General features: G+C 51.2%; 19 protein-coding genes. 14 read left to right on the plus strand and 5 right to left on the minus strand.

All coding sequences use genetic code 11. The features are described from left to right. Window positions 1-6 precede the first annotated feature (6 nt). Genes DVH26_RS14015 through DVH26_RS14025 form a run of 3 tightly spaced genes read left to right on the plus strand, consistent with a single transcriptional unit; the run spans window position 7 to window position 2,584 of the window. Window positions 7-1,197, plus strand: a complete 1,191-nt coding sequence (locus tag DVH26_RS14015) for a Ger(x)C family spore germination protein (protein ID WP_345774056.1) — start codon at window positions 7-9, stop codon at window positions 1,195-1,197. Between the two features lie 7 nt (window positions 1,198-1,204). After that, the gene (locus DVH26_RS14020) at window positions 1,205-1,438 is read left to right on the plus strand and encodes a hypothetical protein (RefSeq protein ID WP_239634298.1); all 234 of its coding nucleotides are present in this window, start codon (window positions 1,205-1,207) and stop codon (window positions 1,436-1,438) included. 42 nt (window positions 1,439-1,480) lie between these two features. Then, entirely contained in the window at window positions 1,481-2,584 is a 1,104-nt protein-coding gene (locus DVH26_RS14025) for a GerAB/ArcD/ProY family transporter (RefSeq protein WP_239634299.1), read from the plus strand. A 26-nt stretch (window positions 2,585-2,610) separates the two neighbouring features. Here the strand turns inward: DVH26_RS14025 and DVH26_RS14030 are convergent, their stop codons facing one another. Together DVH26_RS14030 and DVH26_RS14035 are read right to left on the minus strand one after the other, a co-directional pair. Then, complete coding sequence (locus tag DVH26_RS14030) at window positions 2,611-2,793, minus strand: DUF2524 domain-containing protein (RefSeq protein WP_239634300.1); 183 nt, start codon at window positions 2,791-2,793, stop codon at window positions 2,611-2,613. Window positions 2,794-2,850: 57 nt separating this feature from the next. Beyond that, window positions 2,851-3,201: a hypothetical protein gene (locus DVH26_RS14035; protein ID WP_239634301.1), complete on the minus strand. Its 351-nt coding sequence runs from the start codon at window positions 3,199-3,201 to the stop codon at window positions 2,851-2,853. Window positions 3,202-3,312: 111 nt separating this feature from the next. Between DVH26_RS14035 and DVH26_RS14040 the strand changes: the two genes are divergently transcribed. From DVH26_RS14040 to DVH26_RS14055, 4 genes are all read left to right on the plus strand, one after another. Continuing rightward, window positions 3,313-3,591 carry a hypothetical protein gene (locus DVH26_RS14040; RefSeq protein ID WP_239634302.1) on the plus strand — a complete coding sequence of 93 codons (279 nt, stop codon included), beginning with the start codon at window positions 3,313-3,315 and terminating at the stop codon, window positions 3,589-3,591. A 325-nt stretch (window positions 3,592-3,916) separates the two neighbouring features. Next, window positions 3,917-5,005: a putative cytokinetic ring protein SteA gene (gene steA / locus DVH26_RS14045; RefSeq protein ID WP_239634303.1), complete on the plus strand. Its 1,089-nt coding sequence runs from the start codon at window positions 3,917-3,919 to the stop codon at window positions 5,003-5,005. A 16-nt stretch (window positions 5,006-5,021) separates the two neighbouring features. Further along, complete coding sequence (locus DVH26_RS14050; RefSeq protein WP_239634304.1) at window positions 5,022-5,714, plus strand: glycosyltransferase family 2 protein; 693 nt, start codon at window positions 5,022-5,024, stop codon at window positions 5,712-5,714. After that, window positions 5,714-6,613 (plus strand): MraY family glycosyltransferase, encoded by a 900-nt coding sequence (locus tag DVH26_RS14055; protein WP_239634305.1) that lies wholly within the window; start codon window positions 5,714-5,716, stop codon window positions 6,611-6,613. Before DVH26_RS14050 ends, DVH26_RS14055 begins: the two co-directional genes overlap by 1 nt. Before the next feature lie 30 nt (window positions 6,614-6,643). Here the strand turns inward: DVH26_RS14055 and DVH26_RS14060 are convergent, their stop codons facing one another. Continuing rightward, entirely contained in the window at window positions 6,644-6,913 is a 270-nt protein-coding gene (locus DVH26_RS14060; RefSeq protein WP_239634306.1) for a DUF2627 domain-containing protein, read from the minus strand. A 168-nt stretch (window positions 6,914-7,081) separates the two neighbouring features. Between DVH26_RS14060 and lpdA the strand changes: the two genes are divergently transcribed. The 4 genes from lpdA to DVH26_RS14080 all read left to right on the plus strand — a co-directional run bounded on the left by lpdA (window position 7,082) and on the right by DVH26_RS14080 (window position 12,575). Continuing rightward, window positions 7,082-8,503, plus strand: coding sequence for a dihydrolipoyl dehydrogenase (gene lpdA / locus DVH26_RS14065; RefSeq protein WP_239634307.1), 1,422 nt, complete (start codon window positions 7,082-7,084; stop codon window positions 8,501-8,503). Between the two features lie 147 nt (window positions 8,504-8,650). Next, window positions 8,651-9,667, plus strand: a complete 1,017-nt coding sequence (locus tag DVH26_RS14070; RefSeq protein ID WP_239634308.1) for a thiamine pyrophosphate-dependent dehydrogenase E1 component subunit alpha — start codon at window positions 8,651-8,653, stop codon at window positions 9,665-9,667. Next, on the plus strand, window positions 9,667-10,647 hold the full coding sequence (locus DVH26_RS14075; protein ID WP_239634309.1) for an alpha-ketoacid dehydrogenase subunit beta: 981 nt from the start codon (window positions 9,667-9,669) through the stop codon (window positions 10,645-10,647). Before DVH26_RS14070 ends, DVH26_RS14075 begins: the two co-directional genes overlap by 1 nt. Before the next feature lie 548 nt (window positions 10,648-11,195). Continuing rightward, window positions 11,196-12,575 carry a dihydrolipoamide acetyltransferase family protein gene (locus DVH26_RS14080; RefSeq protein ID WP_239634310.1) on the plus strand — a complete coding sequence of 460 codons (1,380 nt, stop codon included), beginning with the start codon at window positions 11,196-11,198 and terminating at the stop codon, window positions 12,573-12,575. Between the two features lie 36 nt (window positions 12,576-12,611). Here the strand turns inward: DVH26_RS14080 and prli42 are convergent, their stop codons facing one another. Next, window positions 12,612-12,707 carry a stressosome-associated protein Prli42 gene (gene prli42, locus DVH26_RS14085; protein WP_239634311.1) on the minus strand — a complete coding sequence of 32 codons (96 nt, stop codon included), beginning with the start codon at window positions 12,705-12,707 and terminating at the stop codon, window positions 12,612-12,614. 71 nt (window positions 12,708-12,778) lie between these two features. Here prli42 and DVH26_RS14090 point away from each other — a divergent pair, with 71 nt between their 5' ends. Both DVH26_RS14090 and DVH26_RS14095 read left to right on the plus strand, forming a co-directional pair. Then, a complete protein-coding gene (locus DVH26_RS14090) occupies window positions 12,779-13,918 on the plus strand; it encodes a M20/M25/M40 family metallo-hydrolase (RefSeq protein ID WP_239634312.1) in 1,140 nt (379 codons plus the stop codon). Between the two features lie 170 nt (window positions 13,919-14,088). Beyond that, window positions 14,089-15,285: a DUF3866 family protein gene (locus DVH26_RS14095; RefSeq protein WP_239634313.1), complete on the plus strand. Its 1,197-nt coding sequence runs from the start codon at window positions 14,089-14,091 to the stop codon at window positions 15,283-15,285. On the opposite strand, the gene mciZ is transcribed toward DVH26_RS14095, so the two are convergent. Further along, window positions 15,167-15,445 carry a Z-ring formation inhibitor MciZ gene (gene mciZ / locus DVH26_RS37285; RefSeq protein WP_379451260.1) on the minus strand — a complete coding sequence of 93 codons (279 nt, stop codon included), beginning with the start codon at window positions 15,443-15,445 and terminating at the stop codon, window positions 15,167-15,169. The genes DVH26_RS14095 and mciZ overlap by 119 nt on opposite strands. 175 nt (window positions 15,446-15,620) lie before the next feature. Between mciZ and DVH26_RS14100 the strand changes: the two genes are divergently transcribed. Continuing rightward, window positions 15,621-16,184: an NUDIX domain-containing protein gene (locus DVH26_RS14100; protein ID WP_239634314.1), complete on the plus strand. Its 564-nt coding sequence runs from the start codon at window positions 15,621-15,623 to the stop codon at window positions 16,182-16,184. Window position 16,185 lies beyond the last annotated feature (1 nt).

A 16,185-nucleotide genomic window follows, 5' to 3' on the forward strand; every position in this document is an offset into this window, starting at 1 on the left:
GGATACGTGATTCGGAGAGTGGCCGTTTGCCTGCTTACGATGGTGCTTCTGACAGGCTGTTGGAATCGCAGGGAATTGAACGATCTGGCCATTGTTGTCGGGATGGGGATAGACAAAATCGGCGATCGGTATGAAGTCACCATTCAGGTTGTTATGCCTGCCGAAGTCGCCCCGCTTAAAGGGGGTACCAGCGGCAGGGCGCCGGTTACCATTTATCACGCTACAGGTGATACGGTTTTTGAAGCAATCCGGAGAATGACTACGATGACTCCCCGTAAAGCCTATTTTGCTCATGTAAGGATGTTCTTGATTGGCGAAGAGGCGGCCAAAGCCGGAATTTCCAATTTGCTGGATTTTATATCGAGAGACCATGAGCTGCGTACTGACTTTTATTTTGCCGTTGCCAGAGGAGCAATGGCCAGAGATTTGCTGAGCATCTATACCATGCTGGAGAAAATACCTGCGAATAAAATGTTTAACTCCATTGAAGTTTCTCAGAAAACATGGGCGCCGTCCGTCTCCGTTACTTTGGATGAGCTGATAAGAGATCTTGTCAGTAATGGCAAAAATCCTGTACTGACCGGTATCGAGATTGTCGGAAATAAAGAAGAGGGCAAGCTCAAAAGCAATGTGGAGCGAATCGATTTGCCAACCAAGGTCCAGTATACAGGCTTGGCAGTGTTCAAGAAAGATAAGCTCGTCGGTTGGCTGGATGAATATGAAAGTAAAGGGTATAGCGACATTACCGATAAATTGCAAAGCACGGTCATTGAGGTGGCTTGTCCGCAAGGAGGTAAGCTGGGAGTTGAAATTATCCGCTCCAAAACGACGATGAATCCTGAGGTTAAGGACGGCAAACCGGCAATGCGATTAAAAACACGAAGCGAGGCAAATATCAGCGATGTCGAATGCAAAATCGATGTAACTAAAAGCGGTACCATCGATGAGCTTGAAAAAAAGATAGAGGATAAAATGAGAATGAACAGTCGTTCATCCATAAAAAAAGCTCAAAAATTGAACAGCGATATTTTCGGTTTCGGCAGCTCATTCCATCTCAACTATCCTTCTTATTGGGATAAAATTGAGCAGCATTGGGATCGTTATTTCCAACAACTCCCTGTGCATCTGGATGTAGAAGTCACCATTAAGAGACTCGGAACGATCGGAGAACCGCTGCAAAACAAAATAAAGGAGTAGCTTGCTTATGTGGTGGAAAATTTTGTCCATGGTGGCTGTTTCCGGTTTAATGGCAGTGGTGGAATTGCCTTCTCTTCTTAAAAAAAATCAAAAAAAAGAGATCGTCATATTTTGGACATTGCTTGGTACAGGCACGGCGATAAGTATTGCTATGATTCTGCACGTACAAATTCCGAATCCGGCTGATGGCATCATGATCTTGTATAGACCGGTAAGCGACTGGATCGATAAGATATTATAGGACAGAGGCCAGCAGATGAACATGAGAAGGGGAGAGTTGCTAATGGTAGGAGATACGAAACTAAGTTCACGTCAATTCTATATTATAGTAACTCTGTACTGCATAGGCACATCCATATTAATAACGCCTGCCCCGTTAGCGGCCATTGCCAAAGAGGATGCATGGCTCGCTGCCATTGCGGGTGTCGCTATAAGTTTGTTGATTACCGCGCTTATCATAGCGTTAGGCAATATGTATCCGCAGCTGACTCTTGTTCAAAAGTGTGAAAAGCTGCTCGGCAAATGGTTGGGGAAAGCTGTTTCATTGACCTTTATTTTCATGAGTTTTTTCACAGGCTCTGAGCTTCTGTATATCATTGGAGATTTTTTAACTACGCAAATCATGCCTGAGACACCGGCTGTAGCCGTGCATATTTTATTTGCTTGTTTAGTATTGGGCGCGCTCCGTCTTGGGCTGGAGACGGTGGCTCGTACTGCAGAATTTTTGTTCCCATGGTTTCTGTTTTTGTTCATTTTGCTGGTTTTGTTTATTACCCCTCTGCTTGATTTTCATAACGTGAAACCCATTCTTGAGAACGGCTGGCATCCGATTATGTCAGGTGCTGTTCGTTTTGCTAGTGTTTTTTCCATGCCGACGATTGTGCTGCTGATGATTTTCCCCGTATCCGTACACCGGCCCCATAATGCAAGCAAGGCATTCTATATCGGAATATTCATTGCCGGATTACTTATGATCATTGTTGTATCGTTGACAATCTTGGTGCTAGGGGCGGATATTACGGAAAGGCAAATGTATCCTAGCTATAATTTAGCCAAAAAAATCAATATCGGCAATTTTGTCAAGCGCATAGAAGCTGTCATGGCTTTTATGTGGTTTATAACGATATTCATAAAAATGACGTTCTATATATATGCTGCGGTAGTCGGACTAGCCCAAACGCTGCAGGTCAAGGATTACAGGTTCATGCTGCACCCTCTCGGCATATATATGGTTATATCCTCAATAGTTATCCATCCCAATGTCGTTCATTCGATTGAGTACGATAAAGAAGCGTGGATGCCTTTCATAGCTACTTTTGCTATTATGCTTCCTATCGTTTTATTGGGTGTATATGCTTTTCGCAGAAAAAAACTGCATAGTCGGTGAGGGCTATGCAGTCGCCTATAAGGGTGTTAAGGATTAATATCACACTTGTTCTTAATAAAATGAATTTGATTCTCGAGCCGATGGATCAAATCTTGCGATTCCTTGGATGAATCGGAGCTTGCTTGCAAAGATTGGAGCTGCTCTTTGAGCTCATGAAGGTCATTGCCGGCTTGAGAGCAATCATAATTGCTTTCCAGGTTGTCGATCATGAAAGACATGCCTCCTCGCGGGTTTGTTCGAATATAGTATGGATGACCCGTGCAGGATTATGCCTTCATGGGCAATGAAATAACAGGAGGAATTGTCTCAGGCTGTTTATTGGCGGAGGATGCCGTCGGCATTTCTTCTTCATAGGCACTTTGCTGCGCCCAATTCAGCCAGCCTTCGGGAAGCTGTTGGCTAACGAAATCACGAATCTGCGGGAATGCCGCCGCGAGGTCACAAATCAATTTCTCGTAGGTGTTGAGTACCGATTCGAAATCCAGGCCGATGTCTTCCATAAGCAGTTCCTTCAATGCCGTATCGTTATCTTCGAAGTCACGATACCGTAGACCATCATAAATTTCCGTAATCAGACCATTCTGAACACGAACAATTTTTTGACATATTCTTTGCATTGACCTACTCCTTACGCTAAGATTAGGGTTATTATACCATAGAAAATTTGCACAAAATGTAGAATTGTGTTACCTGAATGTGGAAAAAAGAAAAATATTTGGAGGGACTCAATGGAATTCGATTATTGCAATATGGAAATGATTGTAACGGACAATTTGCTGCAGATCGATATCGGCTGCCGGTTTATAGACGAGCCTGACGAGCTGTATGCGATCCAATTGCAATGCAAGCCCTATGGGGTAATGGAAGATATAAAATTGATGTTTAATTCGATGGATTGCAATTACCGGTTTAAGGAAGACGAGATGAGGGCAATCGAGGCTTATGTTCGAACATCGGTATGTTCCTCGGAGTATGCGGACTGGTTCCAAGGATGCAATTCGCAGTAAGAAAACAATGCCTAACGATTCAAATAAGTTTTTTTCTCTGCCGGCCACATGAAAGAGCTTATGCCGAAGGTCCGGGAAGCATACCATGATTTTACAGCGACTTGTTTTGACAGGAATAGCTTGAAAAGAACGTAAAGTGCAATTATCTATATCATATAACGGATAGTTAAACGGCCGGGCCATGTCCCGGCTTTTTCTGTTTCCGGAACATCCGACTCTGGCTGCTTATTCATGCATGAAAACGGTTGTCGCAACAAATAATAAAAAGGAATAGCTGCGTCAAGCGGTATGTAAAACAGGTTTAGGAAAGCGATGTGCTGTAGCTATGGCCGTAAGGAAACGAATGGTAACAACCCGTTTTCCCGTTATTCATGGTATCGCCCGAGTGAATCGTAATACCAAATTGCTGCTGAGAGACCTTCAACCGAACGCCATTGCAGTCATTGAGCACGATGATCTGGATGACCTGGCAGCGGAAGGATTGTTGGCCGCTGAAGTACAAGCCGTGGTCAATGCAGGCCAAACGATGACGGGGAAAATACCTGCTACCGGAGCTTTGCGACTTCTGGAGAAGGGGATTCCCATATTTGAAATAGAGCCGGCGTGGCTGCCGGTATTCGACGATCATGAAGACATCCGCATAAGCATGGAAGGCATCGTGGTGAAGCAATCTATAGTGCCTTACTCGGCGTTTGCCAAGGAAAACTGGCTTCGGCAATATCGCCAGGCGCTTCATGTGCAGCATGATACGCTGCGGGAATTTATCGACAATACGCTGCATTATGCGGACATGGAGAAAAACCTCGTCCTGGAGCCGCTTCAATGCCCTGGCATGCGGACGGAGCTTGCGAGGCGTCATGTGCTGATCGTCACCCGCGGCAAAGAATATAGACAGGACCTGGCGGCACTAAGCGGTTATATTGCGAAGCATCGTCCCGTACTAGTGGGGGTGGACGGCGGAGCCGATGCTCTGCTGGAGTACGGCCATGTCCCGGATCTTATCATCGGCGATATGGATAGCGCAACAGATCATGCGCTTCGGTGCGGAGCCGAGCTCATTGTTCATGCGTATCCCGACGGAAGAGCTCCGGGCTTGCTCCGGATAGAGCGGCTCGGCTTACAGGCGCTGAAGCTGGCGGCATGCGGGACAAGCGAAGATATAGCGCTTCTTCTAGCTTACGATCAGCATTGTGAAAGAATAGTGACGGTGGGTACCCACAGCCACATGTTCGACTTTTTGGAAAAAGGCCGCAAAGGGATGGGGAGCACTGTGCTTGTCCGCATGAAGGTAGGCAGCAAGCTGACCGATGCCAGAGGCATAGGCATGCTGTATGACCAGGAGCCGATGCGCGAGAGTGCCGTCTCCAAGCGGATTCAAGCCGTCCTGCAGAAGCTGGCCGGGATTCTGATATGAGAGGGGGCCGGGATGGATGGAACCATACATATCCGTCATAATACCTGCATATAACGAACAATATTATATTGCCGAAACATTGCGGTCTTTACGTCAAGCCTGCAAATATATCGAGCACGAGAGCGAAATCGTGGTAGTAGACGACGGCAGCCGGGATGAGACGTTCGGATTAGCTTGTACGCTGGCCGATGCCGTAATTCAGCATACGCACAGCATGGGCAAAGGAGCCGCTATGCTAACCGGATGCAAAACGGCCCGCGGCCGGATCCTCGTATTTCTCGACGCGGATCTCGGAGAAACAGCGCAAAGCTTCCCTTCGCTAGTAGAGCCGCTATACCGCGAGGAGGCGGATATGGTCATCGCCAGACTGCCTGCGGCAGCGAAGAAGAGCGGCTTCGGGTTGGTCAGAACGTTAGCCGGGCATGGGGTATACCGGCTGTCGGGCTTCACTTCGTCGGCACCCTTGTCCGGACAGCGGGCTATTCGACGCGAGGTGATTGAGCGTATCGGACGGATGGCGGATGGCTTCGGAGTCGAAGTCGGGCTGACAATTGATGCAGTGAAGCTTGGATACCGCGTTCAGGAGCAGTTCGTTCCCTTTGCACATCGTGTGTCGGGACGAGATTTGGGCGGGTGGCTTCACCGCGGCAAGCAATTTTGCGCCGTCGGCAGCACCTTGTGGAACCGGTGGAGGGAGCCGATTTGTTAATGCCAGAATGGCTCTTATGGCTGGTTTCCATTGCTATAATACTGATAGCGGGACGGGCGGTACTTCCTGTGATGATGAGAATGTTGTCGGAGCATGGAATTACGGATACCAATTACAAACAATCGGTCATCCCGACGGCTTGCGGGCTGCTTCTGTGGCTGCTGTTTTGCACGACCATGGTTATCGCTCGAATGACGAGCGGATTGGGAGGAGCAGCCGTGCTGGCCACCCTTCACTACAACGGCAGCATCGTTGCAGAATACGGAGCAGCGCTAAGTATCGTCGCTTTGGTCGGATTTTTGGACGATGCCGTTGGAGTCAAGTCGTATAAAGGCTTCGCGGGCCATTGGAGGCATTGGAGGGAGAAGGGCGTGATCGGCACCGGCATGGTGAAAGCCGTGGGAGGATCGGCAGCCGCTCTGCTCATTGCTTTCTCCGACAGCCTTCAAGACGGCAGGACGATGTGGGAACGGCTGATACCGTTTCTGATTGTCGTCTTGATGACGAATGCAATCAACCTGCTTGATACGAGACCCGGAAGAGCGTTAAAAGGCTTTTGGGGAGCTGTGTCCGTTCTTCTCCTGATCGCCGTTGAAGGAGTGGAGAAGGCAGAGATCGCGTGGCTCATGCTGCCCGTGCTGATCGGGGCGGCGCTTCTGCTCTTGCCTGACTTGAAGGGGAGACTGATGCTTGGAGACACCGGAGCGAACCTGCTCGGTTTTGCACTGGGCAGCTGGATTGTTATGCTTGCGGACATGGCATTTCAGACAGCGGTGCTTGGCCTGCTGGTCGTGCTGCACGCCGTTACCTGGCGCTTCTCACTGACGAAACTGATCGCGCGCAGCCGGGTTCTTACATGGCTCGACGCTATCGGCAGAGGACGCCCCGACAAAATATAAGGAGCCGTTCCCGTCTCAACGGGCCGGCTCCTATTGTTTTTTGCGTTTGGCTTTGAAGCGGGGCGCGACGTAATTGCGTTTGCGGTCCCGGAAAAAAATCCACCCGCCGATAAACGCGACTCCGGCAAGAAACAGGACGAAGCCTATCGCCATCTTTCCCCATTGTACATGCGGATTCAGCTCAGGAGAGCCGAACTGGGCGAAAAAAGCATCCTTCATAGCGAGAAATCCATAGGTTGCCATAACACCGGGTATCACCAGCATCAATACGGCAATAAAACGGTACAGCGTTGCTTTCATGCGGTATAACTCCTTTTATCGAGGTCAGCCTCGTAGCTTCAAAAATTGCTTCTCTAAAAGTACCATATTCCCGGCAACATTTCATGTATCTTTCGCAAATTGTACTATATTTCTCACAACAATTATGGTTAAAATAAAAGAATCATAGTTTTCAGGAGGGTTAAACACATGACGCAAGCTTTTGACATCGTCGTACTCGGAGGCGGAACCGGAGGATATATTGCAGCCATTCGTGCCGCTCAGCTGGGAAAATCGGTTGCTATCGTCGAACGCGATAAGCTGGGAGGGACATGCTTGCATCGCGGCTGTATTCCGAGCAAGGCGCTTCTTCGCAGCGCAGAGGTATATGCAACGATGCTGGAAAGCGAGCGGTATGGAATTCAGGCGGAATCGGTCCGGCTGCATTTCCCGGGTGTACAAGCCCGCAAGCAGGGTATCGTTGAGCAAATGCATAAAGGCATTCAATTTCTAATGAAAAAACATAACATACAGGTTGTATACGGGAACGGCAGACTGCTGTCCCCGAGTATTTTCTCACCTCGTACCGGTTCGGTATCAGTGGAGCAGGAGGACGGCGAGATCGTAACGCTCGTTCCGGAGAAGCTCATCATCGCTACGGGCTCCCGTCCGAAGAGCCTGCCGGGATTGGAGACGGACGGGCATGCCATTTGGAACAGCGACGACGCTCTCGGCATGGAAGAACTGCCGCAATCGATTGTAATTGTAGGCGGAGGCGTTATCGGCGTGGAATGGGCGTCGATGCTGAACGATTTCGGAGTGCAGGTAACGGTTGTGGAATATTCGGACCGGCTGCTGCCTGCTGAAGATTCCGACATTTCCCGCGAGCTCGAGCGGCTGCTTAGAAAACGCGGCGTTCAAGTGATCACCGATGCCAGGCTGTTGACCGAAACGGTACAGAAGGAAGAGGGCGCCGTCAAGCTGCAGATTGAACGGAAAGGCGAGCTTCAGCAGCTTCAAGCCGACAAAATGATGGTTTGCGTAGGTCGTGAAGCCAATGTGGAGGATATAGGTTTACATAATACGGATGTCAAGATCACAAACGGCTTTATACAGGTTAATGAGTTCATGCAGACGGCGGAGTCCCACATCTATGCGATCGGCGATGTGAGCGGCGGACTGCAGCTTGCGCATGTCGCAGGACATGAAGGCATTATGGCGGTGGAGCACAGCGCAGGCCAGACGCCGCGTCCGTTCCCTCACCATGAAGTTCCACGCTGCGTCTATACCCGTCCGGAGGTGGCGTCCATCGGCTGGACGGAGAGACAGGCGGTTGATCGCGGATACGAAGTGAAAATCGGCCGGGTTCCTTTCGCAGCGGTAGGCAAAGCCGTTGTATACGGCGAATCGGACGGCTTCGTGAAGGTCATTGCCGATAAGAAGACGAATGATATTCTCGGCGTCCATATGATTGGACCGCACGCGACGGATTTCATTTCGGAAGCTGCATTGGCGCAAGTATTGGATGCAACGCCTTGGGAGGTCGGTCAGACGATCCATCCTCATCCTACTTTATCCGAGGCGCTGGGCGAAGCAATGCTGGCGGTCGATGGAGGCTCGTTCGCCATTTGATCTCCATCTGATAAATAATCGGGCTTGTAACAGGATTGAAATCAAACGGAAATTGTATTCATACCTGAAACCGATTATAATATACTAATAGAGGCAAGTATTAGTACCTAGTAATAATTTTTGAGATGAGTAAAGGGGGTTGCACCCATGTCCATCGGCCAACTTATGAAGCACCGTAAGCTTGGATTGTCTGACGAGCAAGCTGTTGCAATGTATAAAATGATGCAGAAGGCAAGAAAATTCGACGAGAGATCGTATGTCTTGCAGCGCGCCGGCAAAATCGCTTTTCACGTATCCGGGATCGGTCAGGAAGTGACCCAGGTAGCCGTTGCCTTCGCGCTGGAGCTGGGCAAAGATTACTTCCTGCCTTATTACCGTGATTACGGCTTTGTATTAGCTGCCGGTATGACGATGAAAGAATTGATGCTGTCCGTATTTGCCAAGGCGGAAGACCCTAATAGCGGCGGCCGCCAAATGCCGGGGCATTTTAGCCATAAGAAGCTGAATATTGTTACGGGCTCCAGCCCGGTGACAACGCAGGTTCCACATGCGGTAGGATTTGCTCTTGCTGCGAAGATGAAGAAGCAGGATTTTGTTGCTTACGCTACATTCGGGGAAGGCTCGAGCAATCAGGGCGATTTCCATGAAGGGCTTAATTTCGCCGGGGTTCATAAGCTCCCTTGCATTTTTCTGTGCCAAAATAACCAGTATGCGATTTCCGTACCTTTGAATAAACAGGTTGCCGGCGGCAGCGTTGCAGAGCGCGGTGTAGGGTACGGCATTCCGGGCATCAAGGTGGACGGCAACGACGCTTTGGAAGTATACCGTGTAGTTAAGGAAGCGCGCGAGCGCGCCATTCGCGGGGAAGGGCCGACGCTGATCGAATCTGTGATGTACCGCGTATCCCCTCACTCCACGTCGGACGACGATATGCTGTACCGGACGAAGGAAGAGGTCGAAACGAACCGCTCTAAGGACGGTATTCCGGTATTCCGGCAATACTTGATCGACTGCGGCTTGTGGAGCGACGAGCAGGAAGAAGAGCTGGTAGAGCAGCTCAAGCAAGAGATTACTGAGGCGACTCAATATGCGGACCGGGCACCGTACCCTCTGCCGGAGGATACTTTGCGCCATGTTTACGCCGAGGAAGGGGAGGTGCGCTAATGGCCGTTATTACCTATTTGGAAGCTATTCGTTCCGCGATGAAGGAAGAGATGGAGCGGGACGACAATGTATTCGTTCTCGGCGAGGACGTGGGCAAGGGCGGCGTATTGAACGCCACCAAGGGACTTCGCGATCAATTCGGCGAGGAACGCGTATTGGATACGCCGCTGGCTGAATCGGCCATCGTGGGGACTGCCATCGGTGCGGCTATGTACGGCATGAAGCCGATTGCCGAGATGCAGTTCGCCGATTTCATCTTCCCGGCCACGAACCAGATTATCAGCGAGGCGGCCAAAATCCGCTACCGTTCCAACAACGACTGGAACTGTCCGATCGTTATCCGTGCGCCTTATGGTGCGACGAGCGGCGGAGCGCTGTATCATTCGCAATGTCCGGAATCGGTATTTTTCGGGACTCCGGGGTTGAAGATGGTGGCGCCTTCCAATCCGTACGATGCGAAAGGCTTAATGAAAGCCGCGATTCGGGATGCGGATCCGGTGCTTTATTTTGAACATAAAAAGTGCTATCTCGGAGTAACAGGTGAAGTGCCGGAAGCGGATTATATCGTCGAAATAGGCAAAGCCGATGTGAAACGCGAGGGCACGGATATTACCGTTATTTCCTACGGGATTACGGTGCAATATGCGCTGCAGGCGGCAGAGGAGCTGGCGAAGGAAGGCATCAGCGCGCACATCCTTGATTTGCGCACCATTCAGCCGCTCGATAAAGAAGCGATTCTCGAAGCAACCGCCAAGACGGGGAAAGTGCTCATTGTCCATGAGGACAACAAAACCGGCGGCGTAGGTGCGGAAGTGTCGGCGATTATCGCCGAGGAGCTGCTGTTCGAGCTTGATGCGCCGATCAAGCGTCTATGCGCGCCGGACGTTCCGGCTGTAGGGATGAATCCGAGCATGGAGAAGTTTTTCCTCATCAGCGCGGATAAAATAAAAGCGGCGATGAAAGAGCTGGCGGAATTTTAGGCTGCTGTGAAGCGGGTTAACGGTATTCGTTAACCCGTTCAGTTCTGCCGGGGGCAAGCGGCGAGTTGTAACGCTCGCGGCTGGGGCGAGCTTTGCGCAGGCGAGAAGCTCGTAACGCGGAAAAGCCGCGTTACAGAGGCAAATTCCGCCGCGAGCGGAACGAAAGCGTTGCTGTAAAGCGGGAAAACCGCGTTACAGCGGAGGGATCCGCGCAGGCGAAGGCGTGTAAAGCGGAAAAGCCGCGTTACAGAGGCAATCTCCGCCGCGAGCGGAGCGAAAGCGTTGCTGTAAAGCGAGAAAACCGCGTTACAGCGGATGGATTGCGCAGGCGAAGGCGTGTAAAGCGGAAAAGCCGCGTTACAGAGGCAATCTCCGCCGCGAGCGGAGCGAAAGCGTTGCTGTAAATCGGGAAATCCGCGTTACAGCGGAGGAGCCGTGCAAGCGAGGGCGTGTAAAGCGGAAAAATCGCGTAACAGAAACGCTCCCGCTAAAGAAACAAAAAAGCAAGTTTTGCCTAACGGCAAAACTTTTTGGAGGAGGGAACGATAATGACCCGAAATACTAAGGAAACCGAAGTACCCGTGCCGCATTTGGCGGAGAGCCTCGTGTCGGCCACGATAGGCAAATGGCTCAAGCAGCCCGGCGATTACATAGAGCAGTACGATGTGTTGTGCGAATTGATCACCGAAAAGGTCAATACGGAGATGCCGTCTCCCGTAGCGGGCAGGCTGACGAAGCTTTTAGCCGAGGAAGGCCAGACGGTCGCTGTAGGCGAAGCGATTTGCCTCATCGAGGAGGAGTCGGACGCAGGAGCCGCAGGCGCGCCATCCGCATCACCTCAGTCTGCGCTTCAAGCGGACAGCCAGCAGGAATCGGCGGATACCGGCATGCGAAGCCGTTATTCTCCGGCGGTGCTGAAGCTTGCGGGTGAGCATGGAATCCGCTTGGAGGATGTACCGGGCAGCGGGTTAGGCGGCCGAATTACCCGCAAAGATATTGAAGCATACGTAGCATCAGGGAAGCACAAACAAGCACCCGCTCCGACGCAAGCAGCTCCGTCGCAGACTTTTCAAGCAGCGCCGGCCGAGCGTCCGTCTGCACCGGCTGCGGCGAACCAGGATGTGTTCCTGACCAGCCCGCCGAAAGGACCTCTCCGCTCGACGGGGATTCACTTGTCCGAGAATCCTCCACTCCCGCGCATTGAGGTGGAAGGCCAGCCACTCGAAGGACGCGGCGAATATTTGGTCGACGTCACGCCGATCCGCAGCGCCATTGCCCGCAATATGCGCCAGAGCGTTACGGAAATCCCTCACGGCTGGATGATGATCGAGGTCGATGTAACGAACATGGTGCTGCTGCGCAATAAGCTCAAGGATGAGTTCAAGCGCCAGGAGGGCGTCAATCTGACCTACTTGTCATTCATGATGAAGGCGGTAGTCAGCGCGATCAAAGACTATCCGATCATGAACTCGGTTTGGGCGGTCGACAAAATCATCGTGAAGCGCGATATTAACATCTCGCTTGCGGTAGGTACCGAAGATTCCGTGCTGACGCCGGTAATCAAACGGGCCGACCAAAAAAACATTGCCGGCATCGCCCGGGAAATCGAAGAATTGTCCCGGAAAACAAGAGCCGGCAAGCTTTCGCTTGATGATATGCAAGGAGGAACGTTTACCGTAAACAATACGGGTTCCTTCGGATCGATCTTGACTCAACCAATTATTAACTATCCGCAAGCGGCCATTATCACCTTCGAATCGATAGTGAAACGGCCGGTCGTCATTCAAGATATGATTGCAGTGCGATCCATGGCCAATCTGTGCTTGTCCCTCGATCACCGGATATTGGACGGCGTCATTTGCGGCCGGTTCCTCCAGCGCGTCAAAGAAAATATGGAAGCATATAATCAGGAGACGAAGCTGTATTAATAAGAGAAACCGGAAGCATGCGAACGGCCCTTTAGGTTAGAGAAACATGTTGAAGGTAAATAATAACGAAGATAACACCATGCTGATGAGCATGACGTAGACTATGACTTTAAACAGCATTTTGTTACGCATCTTATTTCAACTCCTCTTCATGCAGTACGTATATTCATATTTTAACTTAAATTGTACACAGGAGGAAAGAGATGATTCAGGAAAAGCGTCTTGTCGACGAATTCATCGAGCTGGTCAAGGTGGACAGCGAAACCCGGTTTGAGCAAGAAATCAGCCAAGTATTGAAGCAAAAATTCACCTCGCTCGGTCTAAAGGTGGAAGAGGATGACTCTGCAGCCGAAACCGGACATGGCGCCGGCAACTTGATATGCACGCTCGCTGCGACGGCCGATGCCGACGTGCCCAAACTGTTATTCACTTCCCACATGGACACGGTCACTCCAGGCAAAGGAATCAAGCCGCAGATCGGCGAGGACGGCATCATCCGCAGCGATGGAACGACGATTCTGGGCAGTGACGACAAAGCGGGATTGGCAGCGATGCTGGAAGCTATTCGCATCCTAAAGGAACAAAACATCAAGCACGGACAAATTCAATTTGTCATCACGGCGGGAGAAGAATCCGCTCTTCGCGGCTCCCGGGCGATGGATGCCAAATGGCTGGATGCGGATTTCGGCTACGCTCTCGACTCCAACGGCGAGGTCGGAGCTATTGCCGTAGCGGCGCCGACCCAAGCCAAAGTATTTATTTCCTTCACCGGGCGTTCGGCACATGCAGGCGTTAACCCTGAAGCGGGTATCAGTGCGATTACCGTGGCCAGCAAAGCGGTATCCCGGATGCCGCTTGGCCGAATCGACAGCGAAACGACGGCTAACATCGGACGGTTTGCAGGCGGCATCAGCGGAACGACGAATATCGTCGTGGACTCAGTGGAGCTCGAAGGTGAAGCCCGAAGCATCTCACAAGATAAGCTCAACAGCCAGATTGAAGCCATGCGCAAGGCTTGTTTGGAAGTAGCGAGAGAGACAGGCGCAGATGTTGATTTTAAGAGCGAGGTCTCTTATCCGGCCTATATGTACGATGAGACCGCCCCTGTAGTCAAACAGGCAATGGCTTCATTGTCCAAAGTGGGCTGCACTCCAAGAACGTTCCATACCGGCGGCGGCAGCGATGCCAACGTCTTCAACGGGCTTGGGATTCCTACCGTTAATTTGGCCGTAGGCTACCAAAATATTCATTCGACCAAGGAATCCATCGCCATAGCAGATCTGGTGAAGGTAGCGGAAGTCGTAGTACAAATCATCACCGATGTTGCATCATTGCCAAAATAAAAGCAATAGCTGGAAGACAATTGTCTGCTATGGAGAAAACTGCCTGGCAGCACAGATTACATGGACCGTCACTTGAATGTGGCGGTCTTTATTTTTACCGTCAACTCATGGAAGTGGAGAAGGAGGGCATATAATAAGAGAGCGAGTTCGCAGGGAAAGCGGGAGAGCGGATGATCGAATGGAAAATAGCTACGGTCGTACAGATCCTTTCAAGCTGCAGAGAACAAGAGCTGGAAGAAGTTCAGGTTCGTTTCACAGACGGCTCGGAAGGGGTTGCAATTCATTATGGGAACCCCGTCCTGCTGCTGGAGCCTGGGGATCGAGTGCTGTTGAATACAACCGCCGTCAGTCTCGGGTTAGGTACAGGCGGGGTACATTTCGTGCACGATGTACTGGGTCATGACGGCTATGGCGATACGGACGATTGGGATAGACGGTATCGGGAGGATGCCGAGCTAAAGAGGATGGAGAGGACGGACAAACCGGCGGGTCATATTATGAAGCTGAGATATACCTCGCTTCAGCGTACGGTAATGGCTGTGGAGGAGCAAGCGAGTCCGTTTCACGAGCTGTTTACCGGCAAGCTATCCCTGGAAGGAATGCCGGTTCTGGTCGGGGAGCTGCACAGCATGCTTCCCGTTGCAGCAAGCCGGCTGCAGCAGCTGAAGAACCGGCATCCGGAGGGCCGACAGCCTCGGATAGCCTATATCATGTCGGACAGTGCCGCGCTTCCGCTAGCCTTTAGTAAGCACGTAAAGCAGTTGAAGAAGCTCGGCTGGCTTGCGGGAACGATAACCTATGGGCAAGCTTACGGAGGCGATCACGAAGCGGTGAATAAATTCACAGCGCTGCTTGCTGCCAGGCATGTGCTCAGCGCCGATCTGGCGATAGCGGCTCCGGGACCCGGAAGCGTCGGCACGGGAACGCTTCTTGGATTCAGCGGGACGGAGGCAGCCGAGCTGATACATGCCGTTTCTGCTCTTAAGGGCCGCCCTGTTGTCATCCCGCGGATCAGCTTCGCCGAGCAGCGGTCGCGTCATCAAGGAATCAGTCATCATACCATGACCGTGCTTCAAGATTTAACGCTGGTCAAAGCATCGGTTCCGCTGCCCGAACTGGAAGGGGAGAAGGGCGAAATTCTGAGACATCAGATGAACGGAGCCCAGCTTGGTGTCAAGCATGACATTTCGTGGCATGAGCCCGTTATGGAGCCATTATGGCGGGAAGCTTTCTCGGAATACCCTACAGCTATTTCTTCGATGGGAAGGGGATTAAACGCGGATCCTGCGTTTTTTGCGGCGATTGGGGCTGCAGTGGATTGTGCTTGGATGTATGCGACACATAAGTGGCATCTCCGTCGAGCATAAGCCCGCGGTTCGTGTGACCTACATGACCGGTTTGTTGAGACAGGAAGGTGAGCAGGCTAACATCGGTTGTCAGTCTTTGCTGCGCCATTTTCAAATAGCGGCGAATTTCCCATACACGGCCTACCAGACGAATTTGCTGCTCGGATAAATAAGTTTTCATAGTCAAGTCCCTCGCTTCCGAATATATCGAACTGTTACACCCTATGCTGCCCAAGGACAAGTTATGCTATCCGAATCTATCAACATCCATTGATATGCTATAATAGATTGCAGTTCGACAGTCCAGGCTTCGGTCCGCCGGAGCTTCATATAACCAATTGGAGGAGGAACCAGACATGAGCGAGACGACAAATCAACATAAATTCGAGGAAGTGACCCTATCGACGGAGCCTATATTTCAGGGCAAAGTCATATCGCTGCAGGTGGATACGGTCAAGCTTCCGAACGGCGAGACGGCAACGAGGGAAATTGTAAAGCATCCGGGAGCTGTGGCCGTCTTGGCACTGCATGACGACCGTATGCTCGTGGTAGAACAATTCCGCAAGCCGCTTGAGAAATGCCAGATCGAAATTCCCGCAGGCAAGCTGGATCCCGGCGAAGAACCGCTCGAAGCAGCCAAAAGGGAGCTTGAGGAAGAAACAGGCTACCGAGCAGGCTCGATCCGGCATGTTTGTTCCTTCTATACTTCGCCCGGCTTCGCGAATGAAATATTGCATCTATATGTCGCCGAAAACTTAACCAAGGGCGAGACGCGCCTCGATGACGATGAATTTCTGGAATGCGAGAGCATTACGCTGGAGCAAGCATGGCAGTATATGAAAGAGCAGCGGATCAGCGACGCCAAGACAATCACCGCCTTGTATGCATGGCAAGCGTATAAGCTGACAGGGAAGTTCTAGG

This window comes from Paenibacillus sp. H1-7, assembly GCF_022354825.1.
Classification (GTDB): domain Bacteria; phylum Bacillota; class Bacilli; order Paenibacillales; family NBRC-103111; genus Paenibacillus_S.

Excerpts from the sequence above, each read along its gene's own strand:
- DVH26_RS14070 (WP_239634308.1), top strand. The coding sequence starts at position 8,651 with ATGTCCATCGGCCAACTTATGAAGCACCGTAAGCTTGGATTGTCTGAC.
- DVH26_RS14075 (WP_239634309.1), top strand. The coding sequence starts at position 9,667 with ATGGCCGTTATTACCTATTTGGAAGCTATTCGTTCCGCGATGAAGGAA.
- DVH26_RS14055 (WP_239634305.1), top strand. The coding sequence starts at position 5,714 with ATGCCAGAATGGCTCTTATGGCTGGTTTCCATTGCTATAATACTGATA.
- DVH26_RS14060 (WP_239634306.1), bottom strand. The coding sequence starts at position 6,913 with ATGAAAGCAACGCTGTACCGTTTTATTGCCGTATTGATGCTGGTGATA.
- DVH26_RS14095 (WP_239634313.1), top strand. The coding sequence starts at position 14,089 with ATGATCGAATGGAAAATAGCTACGGTCGTACAGATCCTTTCAAGCTGC.
- DVH26_RS14050 (WP_239634304.1), top strand. The coding sequence starts at position 5,022 with ATGGAACCATACATATCCGTCATAATACCTGCATATAACGAACAATAT.
- DVH26_RS14020 (WP_239634298.1), top strand. The coding sequence starts at position 1,205 with ATGTGGTGGAAAATTTTGTCCATGGTGGCTGTTTCCGGTTTAATGGCA.
- mciZ (WP_379451260.1), bottom strand. The coding sequence starts at position 15,445 with ATGAAAACTTATTTATCCGAGCAGCAAATTCGTCTGGTAGGCCGTGTA.
- DVH26_RS14100 (WP_239634314.1), top strand. The coding sequence starts at position 15,621 with ATGAGCGAGACGACAAATCAACATAAATTCGAGGAAGTGACCCTATCG.
- DVH26_RS14035 (WP_239634301.1), bottom strand. The coding sequence starts at position 3,201 with ATGCAAAGAATATGTCAAAAAATTGTTCGTGTTCAGAATGGTCTGATT.
- DVH26_RS14080 (WP_239634310.1), top strand. The coding sequence starts at position 11,196 with ATGACCCGAAATACTAAGGAAACCGAAGTACCCGTGCCGCATTTGGCG.
- DVH26_RS14025 (WP_239634299.1), top strand. The coding sequence starts at position 1,481 with ATGGTAGGAGATACGAAACTAAGTTCACGTCAATTCTATATTATAGTA.
- DVH26_RS14040 (WP_239634302.1), top strand. The coding sequence starts at position 3,313 with ATGGAATTCGATTATTGCAATATGGAAATGATTGTAACGGACAATTTG.
- steA (WP_239634303.1), top strand. The coding sequence starts at position 3,917 with ATGGCCGTAAGGAAACGAATGGTAACAACCCGTTTTCCCGTTATTCAT.
- prli42 (WP_239634311.1), bottom strand. The coding sequence starts at position 12,707 with ATGCGTAACAAAATGCTGTTTAAAGTCATAGTCTACGTCATGCTCATC.
- lpdA (WP_239634307.1), top strand. The coding sequence starts at position 7,082 with ATGACGCAAGCTTTTGACATCGTCGTACTCGGAGGCGGAACCGGAGGA.
- DVH26_RS14030 (WP_239634300.1), bottom strand. The coding sequence starts at position 2,793 with ATGATCGACAACCTGGAAAGCAATTATGATTGCTCTCAAGCCGGCAAT.
- DVH26_RS14090 (WP_239634312.1), top strand. The coding sequence starts at position 12,779 with ATGATTCAGGAAAAGCGTCTTGTCGACGAATTCATCGAGCTGGTCAAG.